Origin of the sequence: Teichococcus vastitatis (genome assembly GCF_003604215.1) — a bacterium.
In the GTDB taxonomy this organism is placed as follows: domain Bacteria; phylum Pseudomonadota; class Alphaproteobacteria; order Acetobacterales; family Acetobacteraceae; genus Pseudoroseomonas; species Pseudoroseomonas vastitatis.
Map to the genome: position 1 here is coordinate 1 of NZ_QXGS01000059.1, position 11,474 is coordinate 11,474.

13 protein-coding genes and 1 pseudogene are annotated in these 11,474 nt (G+C 65.3%); 10 read left to right on the forward strand and 4 right to left on the reverse strand.

Features of this window, described 5'->3' with window-relative positions; all coding sequences use genetic code 11:
• On the forward strand, nt 1–328 hold a 328-nt coding region (locus D2K64_RS21890), incomplete at its 5' end, for a helix-turn-helix domain-containing protein (RefSeq protein WP_162306234.1).
• A gap of 96 nt (nt 329–424) precedes the next feature.
• Nucleotides 425–925 carry a VOC family protein gene (locus tag D2K64_RS21895; RefSeq protein ID WP_238384368.1) on the forward strand — a complete coding sequence of 167 codons (501 nt, stop codon included), beginning with the start codon at nt 425–427 and terminating at the stop codon, nt 923–925.
• A gap of 14 nt (nt 926–939) precedes the next feature.
• Here the strand turns inward: D2K64_RS21895 and D2K64_RS21900 are convergent, their stop codons facing one another.
• Nucleotides 940–1,842 carry a LysR family transcriptional regulator gene (locus tag D2K64_RS21900; RefSeq protein WP_120010495.1) on the reverse strand — a complete coding sequence of 301 codons (903 nt, stop codon included), beginning with the start codon at nt 1,840–1,842 and terminating at the stop codon, nt 940–942.
• Between the two features lie 401 nt (nt 1,843–2,243).
• Here D2K64_RS21900 and D2K64_RS21905 point away from each other — a divergent pair, with 401 nt between their 5' ends.
• A complete protein-coding gene (locus D2K64_RS21905) occupies nt 2,244–2,837 on the forward strand; it encodes a tyrosine-type recombinase/integrase (protein ID WP_120010504.1) in 594 nt (197 codons plus the stop codon).
• 190 nt (nt 2,838–3,027) lie between these two features.
• Here the strand turns inward: D2K64_RS21905 and D2K64_RS21910 are convergent, their stop codons facing one another.
• Entirely contained in the window at nt 3,028–3,414 is a 387-nt protein-coding gene (locus D2K64_RS21910; protein ID WP_202910789.1) for a MerR family transcriptional regulator, read from the reverse strand.
• 167 nt (nt 3,415–3,581) lie between these two features.
• Between D2K64_RS21910 and D2K64_RS21915 the strand changes: the two genes are divergently transcribed.
• Together D2K64_RS21915 and D2K64_RS21920 are read left to right on the forward strand one after the other, a co-directional pair.
• Entirely contained in the window at nt 3,582–4,322 is a 741-nt protein-coding gene (locus D2K64_RS21915) for a MauE/DoxX family redox-associated membrane protein (RefSeq protein WP_202910790.1), read from the forward strand.
• Nucleotides 4,323–4,364: 42 nt separating this feature from the next.
• Nucleotides 4,365–5,864, forward strand: a complete 1,500-nt coding sequence (locus D2K64_RS21920) for an MFS transporter (protein WP_120010498.1) — start codon at nt 4,365–4,367, stop codon at nt 5,862–5,864.
• A gap of 373 nt (nt 5,865–6,237) precedes the next feature.
• On the opposite strand, the gene D2K64_RS21925 is transcribed toward D2K64_RS21920, so the two are convergent.
• Complete coding sequence (locus D2K64_RS21925; protein ID WP_157986028.1) at nt 6,238–6,888, reverse strand: alpha/beta hydrolase; 651 nt, start codon at nt 6,886–6,888, stop codon at nt 6,238–6,240.
• Nucleotides 6,889–7,209: 321 nt separating this feature from the next.
• On the opposite strand from D2K64_RS21925, the gene D2K64_RS21930 reads away from it, so the two are divergent.
• The 3 genes from D2K64_RS21930 to D2K64_RS21940 all read left to right on the forward strand — a co-directional run bounded on the left by D2K64_RS21930 (nt 7,210) and on the right by D2K64_RS21940 (nt 10,101).
• Nucleotides 7,210–8,298: an IS5 family transposase gene (locus tag D2K64_RS21930; RefSeq protein WP_120010501.1), complete on the forward strand. Its 1,089-nt coding sequence runs from the start codon at nt 7,210–7,212 to the stop codon at nt 8,296–8,298.
• The gene (locus D2K64_RS21935) at nt 8,295–8,618 is read left to right on the forward strand and encodes a hypothetical protein (protein WP_120010502.1); all 324 of its coding nucleotides are present in this window, start codon (nt 8,295–8,297) and stop codon (nt 8,616–8,618) included. Before D2K64_RS21930 ends, D2K64_RS21935 begins: the two co-directional genes overlap by 4 nt.
• A 238-nt stretch (nt 8,619–8,856) precedes the next feature.
• Nucleotides 8,857–10,101: an MFS transporter gene (locus D2K64_RS21940; RefSeq protein WP_120010503.1), complete on the forward strand. Its 1,245-nt coding sequence runs from the start codon at nt 8,857–8,859 to the stop codon at nt 10,099–10,101.
• On the opposite strand, the gene D2K64_RS21945 is transcribed toward D2K64_RS21940, so the two are convergent.
• Nucleotides 10,098–10,469: a response regulator gene (locus D2K64_RS21945; RefSeq protein ID WP_162306233.1), complete on the reverse strand. Its 372-nt coding sequence runs from the start codon at nt 10,467–10,469 to the stop codon at nt 10,098–10,100. The two genes, D2K64_RS21940 and D2K64_RS21945, sit on opposite strands and share 4 nt — an antisense overlap.
• Between D2K64_RS21945 and D2K64_RS26025 the strand changes: the two are divergent.
• A pseudogene (locus D2K64_RS26025) lies at nt 10,390–10,656 on the forward strand (DUF938 domain-containing protein); the annotation flags it as partial. The gene D2K64_RS21945 and the pseudogene D2K64_RS26025 overlap by 80 nt on opposite strands.
• A gap of 85 nt (nt 10,657–10,741) precedes the next feature.
• Nucleotides 10,742–10,954, forward strand: a complete 213-nt coding sequence (locus D2K64_RS26030) for a DUF938 domain-containing protein (RefSeq protein WP_274379325.1) — start codon at nt 10,742–10,744, stop codon at nt 10,952–10,954.
• Nucleotides 10,955–11,474 lie beyond the last annotated feature (520 nt).

The window sequence follows — 11,474 nt, forward strand, 5'->3', positions numbered from 1 at the left end:
GGTGCGCTACAACGCCGAAGGGCTGGAAGGCTTGGCCGACCGCCCCAAGCCGGGCCGTCCGCCGACGCTGAGCGAGGGCGAGCAGGCGGTACTGATGGCCACTATCCTGCGCGGGCCTGACCTTGAGTGCGACGGCGGAGTGGAATGGATGCTGCCGATGCTGTGCCGCTGGATCGAGGGTCGGTTCAACAAGCGCCTGCACCCGGCGAGCCTGTCGCGCGTGGTGCGGGGCCTGGATTTGTCGCGCCAGAAGACCCGTCCGCGGCACCCGCAGGCCAACGAGGCCGCCAAGGCGGCCTTTGCAAAAGGGGGCTACGCCGCGCGGTAGCCGCGGTCGCGGCCGACCATCCGGGCCAGCGCATCGAGCTGTGGTTCCAGGACGAGGCTCGCGAGAACCAAGATGCGAGCATCACCTATCCACGGAATGGATCATGTCGGGATCACGGTCCCGGACATCGATCAGGCCACCCAGTTCTTCGAAGCCGCCTTCGACGCCGAGCTGATCTACGAATCTAAGAGGCTCGCGGACGAGCCGGACGAGGGACCCAAAACCGAGCGGATGTTGAATCTGTTCCCCGGCACTCGGGTCGAGGCCGTGCGCATGATGCGCCTGCGCTACGGCCCAGGACTGGAATTGTTCCAGATGCGAGGCCCTGAACAGCACGAGCCTGTCCGTCCGTCGGACTACGGATTGCAGCACTTCGCGATCTCTGTCGATGACATCGATGCGGCCATCGCGCAGTTCGAGGCCGCAGGCGGCACCATGTTCAGCCGGCCGACAGCGTTCATGTTCGGATCGGAAGTCGGCGAAGGTAATGTCTTCTGCTACGGGCGGACGCCATGGGGATCCGTTATCGAGATGCTGAGCTACCCGTCGCCGATGCCCTATGAGAGGGACACTCCGCTGCGCCGCTGGCGCCCCTAAGGCTGGTTCGACGGTCAGCCGAGCAGGCCTGCCCGGCCGTGCTCGGCCAGCCGGTCGACCAGGAAGCGAACGCGTGGGCTGGCCTGGCGGGTGCCAGGCCAGACGGCCTGGACCGGCACGTCCGGCCCACGAAAGGCTTCCAGCACAGGCACAAGGGCACCGCTGGCCAACTGGTCGCGAACCAGTGGCGCGGGCATCTGGCACAGCCCCAGACCGGCAACCGCCATGGCAATGATCGCCTCGCCATCCTCGATCTGATGCGTCGGCGGCGGGCTGATCCGCAGGTCGGTGCTATCCTTTCGGACCGACCAGCGCAGTGGTGCCCCGCGCCTGGACCCGACCAAGCAGTTATGACGGTCGAGGTCCTCAAGGTGCTCTGGCGTCCCGCGCCGCGCCAGATAAGCGGGCGAGGCGCAGATGTGCTGCGGAAACTCCACCAGCGTCTTGGCCACCAGTCCAGAGGTATCCGCTGTCCGACCGAACCGGATGACCAGATCCACGCCCTCCTCGATGGGATCGATGAGCCGGTCGGTGAAGCTCAGGGTCAGTTGGAGAGCTGGATGAGCAAGACACAGGTCGGCCAGCAACGGCACGAGGACACGGCGCCCGAAGGCGGACGGCATGTCCATACGCAACCGACCCTTGGGGCTGGCCTCATGGCCGCCGAGTGCCTCCTCCGCGTCACGCAGGATGTCGAGTGCTGCAACACAGCTTGCCAGATAGGCATCACCGCTCGCCGTCAGCGCGAGGCGTCGAGTGGACCGGGTGAGCAGCCGGTCACCCAGTCGTTCCTCCAATCGGCTAATGGTCTTGCTGACGGCCGATTTCGTCAGGCCGAGACGGTCCGCCGCGAGCGTAAAGCTCCCGGCCCGTGCAACCTCTACGAACACGATGACGTCGCTCAGGTGGTCCGCCATTTCAGCTTACTGCCTCTTCCAATGCGGGGCGGCACCAGGCAATGGAGGCCATAGCGCAGGCTGTACGCTGAATAGCTCCGGCAGAGGAATGCTCCCTGCTACTCGATCGTCCCATGCTGCAAATGCTTGAACCGAGGTCATTGAGGGTCATGCCGGGACATCTATGGCCGCCCGCATACTGACGACAATGCTTGCGGCATGGCCTGACCGGTGGCGTCCATAGAACGTGAGCTGCTGCTTGATGGCTGCTGTTCACGGTGGCACGCCAGAAAGCTGCCGGGCAGCTTTCGGCCATCCAGCCTCACCGCGGTCTCCTTTCCTGAGCCGCAATCCCGCGGCTCAGGAGGCATGCTATGAAACGCGATCCTTCGGGTGTTCCGCTGCCACATACGCGGCCCGTCATGCCCTGGAACAAGGGGCGCTTCATCAGTCCCAAGCCGCCCCTCAAGCCCAAGCAGGTCTGGGCGATCCGCTTTCACCTCCAGCGGGAACAGCCGCTTCGCGACCTGGCCCTGTTCGATCTGGCGATCGACAGCAAGCTCAGGGGCTGCGACTTGGTCCGGCTAACCATCGGCCAACTGGTCGTGAACGGCACAGCCCGTCACCGCGCGACCGTCATCCAGCGGAAGACCGAGCAGCCGGTGCAGTTCGAACTTACCGGCCAGACCCGCGACAGCGTGCTGGCATGGTTGGCACTCCGTGGCGGCACGCTGGACGAATTTGTGTTCCGGAGCCGATCCAGGAAAGGCCAGCACCTTAGCACCCGCCAATATGCCCGCCTCGTCGGCGAATGGGTCGAGGTGATCGGACTGGGCCGGTCAGCTTATGGTACCCACAGCCTGCGCCGGACCAAGGTCGCCCTCATCTACAAGAGAACCGGCAATCTGCGAGCCGCGCAGATCCTGCTCGGCCATACCAAGCTGGAGAGCACGGTGCGGTACCTGGGGGTTGATGCCGAGGACGCCCTCACCCTGTCGGAAGCCATCGAGATCTGAGCACCTGAGCGGGACGCTCCGAACGGCTCGGGGCAGCGCCCTGTCCCGAGCCGCCCAAGATGGCCCTTCAGGGTGGAACGCGCCCTTGTCGGTCGTCCGTGAACCACAGTTGATCCGCCAAAAGCGGACCTAGCCTCTGGCCGTCAGGCGATTGCAGGCGTCTGAACTCGGCTTAGCCGCCTCTCCCGTGTCAGACGTCAAAAGAAGCAAGGATAGGGCACGGCCCGGTGCTTCCCTGGGCGCACTCCCTCGCCAGCCGCCCAAGCGCAGCGTGGGCACGCTGAAGATCGGCGATCTTGGCTTCGAGAGCAGCAATGCGGGTCTTCGCAAGCTCGCGGGCGCGGCTGCGGTCCTCGGTGGCGTCGAGGTCCAGAAGTTCTCGGATCTCCTCGAGCGTGAACCCGGCCGTCTGCGCCTGCCGGATGAACCGCAGACGCCGAACTTCCCCTGGGCCGTAATGGCGGATCCCATCCCCGCGAACCGGTGTCTCCAGCAGCCCCTTGCGCTGGTAGAACCGGATCGTTTCCACTCCCACGCCGCCAGCGGCGGCGAGTTCGCCGATGGTGAGCACCTTCACGGCAGGCCCATGCGGAGCGGACGATTTGACCTCTTGACTCCGTACCATGGTACGGAACCTATATCAGTGCCGACCGGATCTCAAGGAGACCGAACATGTCGGCCAAAACTACTCGCTCTCAGGCACCAAGCCGCCCTGCCGTGACGAGGAAGGCAGTCATTCATCGCATGGTGGTGCCGCACCACACCTGCCCTTACGGCCTCAAGGCCAAGGACCTGCTGCAGCGCTCCGGCTACGAGGTCGAGGACCATCACCTCACCACACGCGAGGAGACGGACGCCTTCAAGGCGCAGCACGGTGTGGCGACGACGCCTCAGGTTTTCATCGGCGGCGAGCGCATCGGCGGCTACGACGACCTGCGGCGGTTCCTTGGCAAACCCGTAGTGGACCCGAAGGCCACAAGCTACCGCCCGGTCATCGCTCTGTCCGTTATGACTGCCCTAATGGCGATGGCGGCGAGCTACGCCGCGATAGGGGATGTGTTCACCGTCCGCGCGGCGGAATGGTTCATCGGCTTCTCGATGGTCGTGCTGGCGCTGCTGAAGCTCCAGAACATCGAGGGCTTCGCCACCATGTTCCTGAACTACGACCTGCTCGCCAAGCGGTGGGTGCCCTACTCCTACATCTATCCTTTTGCCGAGGGGCTGACGGGCGTGCTGATGGTCGCGGGCGCGCTCACCTGGCTGTCGGTGCCGATCGCGCTCTTCATAGGAACGGTGGGTTCGGCCTCCGTATTCAAGGCCGTCTACATCGATCGTCGCGAGCTCAAGTGCGCCTGCGTTGGTGGATCGAGCAACGTCCCCCTGGGGTTCATTTCGCTGACCGAGAACCTGATGATGGTCGCCATGGCGGTGTGGATGGCGTTCGCCGCGTTCGGCCTGCCGGCCGGCGTAGGACACGCAATGTAATCCGCCGCACGGCACTCTCATCCAGCCTCCAGGAGTTCACCCATGTCTTCCGTGCAGATGGACCCGCCCGGGACCACCCTGGGCAGCCGCGGGCTCGGCCTGTCTCTCCTTGTTATTGCCACGGCACAGTTGATGCTCGTCCTGGACGACACCATCGCGAACATCGCCCCGCCGAGCATTCAGCGCGAGTTGGCCGTCTCGGCGACGACGCTGCCCTGGATCATCAACGCCTATATCCTCGTGTTCGGCGGGCTGCTGCTGTTCGGCGGCCGGGTGGGGGACCTCTTCGGGCGGCGTCGCGTGTTCCGCGCAGGCCTTGGCGTGTTCATATTCGCCTCGTTGTTCGGTGGGCTCGGGCTAAACGCCGAGATGCTGATCGGTGCCCGCGCGCTCCAGGGCCTTGGAGCGGCACTGACGGCTCCGAATGCCCTAGCCCTGATTGCCACCAACTTCCCGGTGGGCAAGTCGCGCAACTCGGCCATGGCTGTCTACGGAGCGATGTCCGCGCTTGGCATCACCATCGGCGTGCTGCTCGGCGGGGTGCTGACGGGAACGCTGGGCTGGCGGTGGGTCTTCTTCATCAACATTCCCATCGGCCTGGTGGTGCTCGCCGGGAGCCGGGTACTCGCCGAAGGGGAACGCAACACCGGCAAGCTTGACACGCCCGGTGCGATAACCGGGACCGGCGCGGTGGTCGCACTCACCTACGGTATTACCCATGCGGCCGAGCACGGCTGGGGCAATGCGGTGACGCTCGGCTCTTTCGGCACGGCCTTGGTCCTGACATTGCTTTTCCTGGTGCTCCAGATGCGTGGGACAAGCCCCATGCTGCCGCTCGGCCTCTTCCAGGACCGCAATCGGTGGGGTTCCTACGCGACCATGCTGTTCGTCGGCGCTGGACTGATGGGCACCTTCTACCTGCTGGCGCTCTACCTGCAGCAGGTCCTGGGCTTCGACCCGCTTTGGGCCGGTGTTGCCTCGCTGCCCTTCAGTGCGGGGATCATCCTCGGCGCGGGCATCAGTTCGAAGCTGGTCGAGCGCCTCGCGCCCCGCCTCGTGGCTGGTCCAGGGCTGCTGTTGGGAGCGCTGGGAATGCTTTGGCTCTCAACACTGGCAGTGGACTCAACCTACGCCGCACACGTCATGCCCGCCCTGTTCCTCATCTCGTTCGGCCTCGGGATGGCGGCCGTGGTGACGACGCTCACGGCCGTTCACGGCGTTGCCGAGGATCAAGCGGGTGTGGCTTCGGCGCTCGTCAACATGGCGCAGCAGATCGGTGCAGCGCTTGGGCTCGCGGTTTTCACCACCCTCGCGGTGTCCGCGACGAACCGGCAGATGCCTGATGCTCCTGGGGCTTTGCTGGAAGGTATCGCCCGCGGCGAAGCAGCGGTCATCAGTAGCGCGGCCAGGGCGCTCACCTACGGCTACACCATGGCCTTCCTCGTCGGGGCTGGGCTACTCCTCCTAGCCGCCATCATTGCAGTTGTGGCTGTCACCACCAGGCGAACGCAAGGCACAGCCGTCCCTGGTGATGGGGCTTGATCCGCATCGTACGGCGGACGGATGCTCGGCATCGCATCTCCCGGGCAGCAGTCGAACTGGAGAGGCACTTCAAGAACAGCCTGGCCCAGCGCCGCGCCGCTGCCTGAGAGAACACGCCTCCTACTCTGGGAGGGAGCAACCCCGGGTGACCCTCCCCTGACGGCTGCTTTCACGAGATCTCTGCCCGGAAGCGGAAATGCTGCTTTCGGCCAGACCTGGCCATGACTGCTGCGCCCCTAACCAGGCTCAAGACTAAGGCACCAGTTCGCCACAAAGTGGACATCCCCCTCCGTCGTACATGCTGCGGAAAGCCGCTGGTAGACAGACCAAGGAAAGCTTCCTGGATCACGCGTGTTGCGTCCGCACCTATGCCTTAGGGGTAGGGCGGGACACTCACTACACCCTTTCTTGGGCAGGTCATCTCCTTGGTGTGAAGGCGTGAGAGGAAGGCCATGGCCGCGGCTCTGGCGCTTGTTCCCCGATCCGCCAGGAGCGCCGGGTGGTCCACGTCCGACAGGAAGGCGCCGCCGGCTGGGCAGGGGGCCGCCTCCAGCAGCCTGCGCCCGTGCTCCACGGGCACCACCCGGTCCTGCTCCCCATGCAGCACGAAAATAGGTGCCCGCACATCCGGCAGGCGCGCCAGACTGTCGAACGGGTGTCGCAAGAGCAACCCGACGGGGACCCAGCGGAAGGCGTCCGCCGCCACCTGACGCACGGAGGTGAAGGGCGAGTCGAGCAGCACCGCGGCCACCTGCCGTTCCGAAGCCAGCGCCACGGCAACACCGGTGCCGACACTCTCACCCCAGATCACCAAGGGAGCATCGGGCCAGCGCGTCACTGCCCAGTTCGCCTGAGCCCGCGCATCGGCGATCAGCCCCTCCTCGGTTGGTAGGCCGGGATTGCCGCCGTAGCCCCGATACTCAGCCAGCACGACGCCGTAGCCTGCCGAGGCAAAGGGGCGCAGGGCGTGCTCGCGCTGGCCCGCATGCCCACCATTGCCGTGGAGGTACAGGATCACTGGCATACCGGGCTGCGGCTCTGCAGCCCAGAACCGCAGCCGCAAGCCGTCGGCTGTGCTGGCTGCTTGGGTGACGAAGGGAGAACCGGCAGGCGGATTCCCGAGAGGGCCACCGCCCGCGGGAAACAGCGCCCGTTCCTGGAACCACCACAGCGAAGCCACCGCGAGGCCCCAAGCCAGAGCAAGCACAACCATGAACGCTAAAGCGGCCCTCATGCGTTTGGAGTCCTAGCGTTCCCTGGCTCCGCGGCCTAGCAGGCTGCTGAAATTCGTGGCGGCTAATCGGCGTACATGATTCCCTTCCGTCGATGCGGAGGACCGGTGCCGATGCGGGGAAGTGACGCGGTAGCTGGATCATTGTTCAGCTACGTGGACTTGGAAAAGCGGGTACGGGCCGACCACCCTCTGCGGGTGATCCGCGGCATCGTCAATGCCACGCTGGTGGAGTTATCGGAGGCGTTCGACGCGCTATACTCGCCGTTCGGACGGGCATCGATTCCACCGGAACGGCTGCTGCGGGCCCTGCTGTTGCAGGCCTTCTACTCAATCCGCTCGGAGCGCCAGTTGATAGAGCGGATCGAGTTCGACCTGCTGTTTCGCTGGTTTGTTGGCCTCGGCATGGATGACCCGGTCTGGGACGCCACAACCTTCACCAAGAACCGCGACCGGTTGCTGGAGGGCAATGTGGCTGTGAGATTCCTAGCCACGGTACTGGCGCAGCCAGAGGTCAAACGGCTGCTGTCGATCGAGCATTTTTCGGTAGACGGTACGCTCCTGGAGGCTTGGGCCAGCACCAAGAGCTTTCGACCGAAGGATGGCTCCGGCCCACCGCCTGATAGCGGACGCAACGGTGAGCAGGACTTCCATGGTCAGCAGCGGGGCAACGACACCCATGCCTCGACGACCGACCCGGATGCTCGGCTGTACCGTAAGGGCCACGGCAAGGAGGCGAAGCTGTGCTTCATGGGGCATGCGCTGATGGAGAACAGGAACGGGCTGATTGTTGGCGCTGTTGCCACTCACGCCTCCGGCCATGCCGAGCGGTTGGCCGCGCTGCGCCTGGTGGAACCCCATGCCGACCGCCCCCAAAGGCTCACCCTGGGCGGTGATAAGGGCTTCGACACGGGGAACTTCGTCGCCGAACTCCGCGAGATCAACGTGACCCCACATGTGGCGCAGAACACCAGCGGGCGGCGTTCCGCGATTGACGGCCGGACCACTCGCCATCCCGGCTATGCGGTCAGCCTGCGCATCAGAAAGCGGATCGAGGAAGCATTCGGCTGGGCCAAGACCGTCGCCGGGCTGCGCAAGGCGCGCCATCGTAGCCTGCCCAAGATCAACTGGCAGTTTATCTTCGCCATGGCCGCCTACAACCTGATCCGTCTGCCGAAGCTCCTCGGAGCCGCACAGCCATGAGCACCGAGGAGCACCCCCTGCTCGGCAAGTGGCGGATCACCTGCATGGAGCTCTGGGACGCGGAGTTCATCGACCTCCTCGGACCCGGTTACATCCACTTCTATACGGATGGTCGTGGCGAGTTCGTCTTCGGAGCCGTCCAAGGCGGGCTCGACTGCCACTTCGGTAGCCACAGCATTCACTTCACTTGGGAGGGAAGTGACGAGATGGACCACGCTTGCGGTGATGGCGACGCCGAACTCGAAGAGGACGGCACCATCACCGGCGATATCAGCTTCCACCTTGGCGACGAGTCATCCTTCACCGCCCGCCGCTGGTAGCTTTTCAGCAGCCTGCTAGGGGCCGAACGCCGCGAGCATGCTCATTACCAGAGCACCGACACCAGCGGCTGAACGGTACCGCCGAGAGGGGTCAGGTCTTTTAGCAAGGCCTGACCTGAATGGATCAGGTGGGGAACCCGACTAGGCGGTTTCCGGCGCTCTCTCAGATCCTCCTTTGCAACATAGTGACAGCGTGCCGGTTACGCTCAGAGCCGCACGCCGACCCGGGAGGCGTCAAATGCAGCAGGAGCCGCGCACTGAACGCGCGCTGGACGCGTTGAGCTTCTTCGTCTCGGACGCGCGATACGGGCTGGGTGCCTTTCTCGGTGTGTATCTGATGACGGAGCACGGCTGGGACGCGGGAAGCATCGGCTCGGCCATCGCACTCGGGGGCCTAACCGGCCTGGTTTCGCAGGGGCCGATGGGAGCGCTCGTGGATGCCGTGCGAGCCAAGCGGACCCTGATCGCCTGCGCGGCCGTTATCGTCACGCTGACCTGCCTCATAGTCCCGATCGCACCCCAATTCTGGTCGGTGGCCGTGGCTGGCCTCGTCGGTGCGCTGGCCGGCGTGACCATCGGGCCCACCCTCGCCGCCATCTCGCTGGGCGTCGTTGGCCCGACCCGCTTCGCTCGGCGAGCCGGGAGGAATGAGGCTTTCTTCCACCTGGGGGATGGGGCCATCAGCCTTGCGATCCTGCTCACCGCGCCCTTGTTTGGCAGTCAGGTCCTGTTCTGGTCGATGGCCTTCACCTTGGTGGCGACTTTGGCAGCGGCCGCGGCGGTTCCTGCGCGCGCGATCGATCACGATGTCGCACGAGGCCTATTACCTGGTGAGGCAGCCCTTGGGGCCCGGCCCTCGGCTTGGCGCGTGTTGTTCCGATCCCGGCCCCTCCTGGTCTTCGCGGCCTGTGGCACCCTGTTCCACCTCGCTAACGGCTCTATGCTCATGCTGGTCTCGCAGAAGCTTGCGCTGCTGAATCTTGGTCAGGGGATCGCCCTCACGGCGGCTTCCGCCATTGCGGCGCAGTCGGTGATGGTACCGGTGGCGGCGCTGGCGGGTATGCGAGCGGACGCTTGGGGACGTAAGCCGCTCCTGCTGGCAGCCTTCATCGCGCTGGCGCTGCGCGCGATCCTCTACACGCTGTCTGACAACACTGCTTGGCTGATCACGGTGCAGCTGCTCGACGGTGTTGGCGCGGGGCTCATGGGCGCACTCTTCCCCGTCGTGGTCGCCGACCTGACGCGCGGTACCGGGCACTTCGCCGCCGCGCAGGGCGTGGTGGGTACGCTGCAAGGGATCGGCGGTGTGGTCAGCGTGGCGATCACCGGCCAGTTGGTGGTGCAATTCGGATATGATGCGACCTTCCTCACCTTGGCAACGGCTGCCGCCCTGGGCGCTGTCCTGTTTTGGCTGGCCATGCCCGAGACGCGGGACACAACAGCGGTCATGACTGGTCGCACTGTTGTGGAGCCTGCCACTTAGCCATTGGCCTCGAAAAGGGCTGTGCATCCACCGGGTGTGGGTCGGCTTTCGCGGCAGCGAGTCGTGCTCGGCCTTACCGAAGGCAGCCGGAACTCCGACTTCGCCCTCGCATGTTGCAACAGGCTGGCGAGTCCGTCGGGGCTGACGGGCTTGTGGAGCAGCAGGAGCGGGCCCTCGGCTGCCGCGGCGGTGAAGCGCTCGGTTTCCGCATCCCCGGCATAGCCGGTCACCAGCAGGGCCGGCAGCCCGGGCCGGGCGCGCAGCAGGGCGAGCCCGTCCAGGCCGGGCATGGCGAGGTCGGTCACCAGGACATCGTACCGGCCGCATCTGCCAGCTTCCGGCACGGTGCTGGAGGTCGCGAGCGGCACGGGAGAACACGTCGCCTACCTCGCCGCGGCGCTTCCCGGACTGCGGTGGCAGCCAACCGAGCCAACTCCGGAGGGCCGCGCCAGCATCGACGCCTGGGCCGCGGGCCTGCCGAACGTCCTGCCTGCGATGGGCCTGGATGCCGCGAGCGCCGAATGGCCGGTCGGGCACGCGGATGTGGTCTTGTGCATCAACATGATCCACATCGCGCCCTGGGCGGCCGCCGAGGGGCTGTTCGCCGGCGCGTCGAGGAGTTCTCGCCCCGGACGGGTTGTTGGCGCTCTACGGGCCCTTCCGCCGCAGGGGCGTGCCGCTGGAGCCGAGCAACGCCGCCTTCGACGCCGACCTGCGCCTGCGCGACCTGGACTGGGGCCTGCGCGAAGTGGAGGCCGTGGCCGAACTCGCGTCCCGCTCCGGCTTCGGCACGCCTGCCGTGGTGACGATGCCCGCCAACAACCTCCTGCTGCTGTTCCGCCGGCTGGGGTGAAGCGAGGGCAGCAGTCCATGTTGTGCAAGGGCAGGCATGGCATGCATCAGCGCCCTATCAGCGGAAGGCGGAAGGTGCCGACCATGACAGCACGCGTTTTCTCGACGCGACCGCGAAGCGGTAGCCGAACGAACTCTGCCGAGAGCGCCCAGGAAAAAAGGAGGCCAATACAACCTCCTAAAGCTTGTTGGCAAAATCGACCAACCCTCAAGCTTCGGAGAAAGAGAGCCGTCCGGAGAGAAATTCTGCTGCTTGTTCCGCATGCCGACCATCAAGGTCGACGCAGAAAACGTGGCCAAACCTGCGCTTCAGCGCGGTGGCGACCAGACTGGAGAAGGGTTGGGAGAAATCAGATTGGAGCAGCGGTGGGAATCGGAATCAAAATTTCTCTGCCGAACCTCTTTGTCGTTCAAGGAGCTCATGCCTTGCCGATGAATTTGTGGGAATTAAAGCCGCCTAGCACTACCTGGGCATTTTGATTGAGTGTGATGGGACGGCATGCGACGTTGCCTGCTGGAGG

Bases quoted from the DNA above. Each gene is read 5' to 3' on its own strand.
- D2K64_RS21895 (WP_238384368.1), top strand. From the start codon at position 425: ATGGATCATGTCGGGATCACGGTCCCGGACATCGATCAGGCCACCCAG.
- D2K64_RS21900 (WP_120010495.1), bottom strand. From the start codon at position 1,842: ATGGCGGACCACCTGAGCGACGTCATCGTGTTCGTAGAGGTTGCACGG.
- D2K64_RS21905 (WP_120010504.1), top strand. From the start codon at position 2,244: ATGCCCTGGAACAAGGGGCGCTTCATCAGTCCCAAGCCGCCCCTCAAG.
- D2K64_RS21915 (WP_202910790.1), top strand. From the start codon at position 3,582: ATGGTGGTGCCGCACCACACCTGCCCTTACGGCCTCAAGGCCAAGGAC.
- D2K64_RS21920 (WP_120010498.1), top strand. From the start codon at position 4,365: ATGTCTTCCGTGCAGATGGACCCGCCCGGGACCACCCTGGGCAGCCGC.
- D2K64_RS21925 (WP_157986028.1), bottom strand. From the start codon at position 6,888: ATGCCAGTGATCCTGTACCTCCACGGCAATGGTGGGCATGCGGGCCAG.
- D2K64_RS21930 (WP_120010501.1), top strand. From the start codon at position 7,210: ATGCGGGGAAGTGACGCGGTAGCTGGATCATTGTTCAGCTACGTGGAC.
- D2K64_RS21935 (WP_120010502.1), top strand. From the start codon at position 8,295: ATGAGCACCGAGGAGCACCCCCTGCTCGGCAAGTGGCGGATCACCTGC.
- D2K64_RS21940 (WP_120010503.1), top strand. From the start codon at position 8,857: ATGCAGCAGGAGCCGCGCACTGAACGCGCGCTGGACGCGTTGAGCTTC.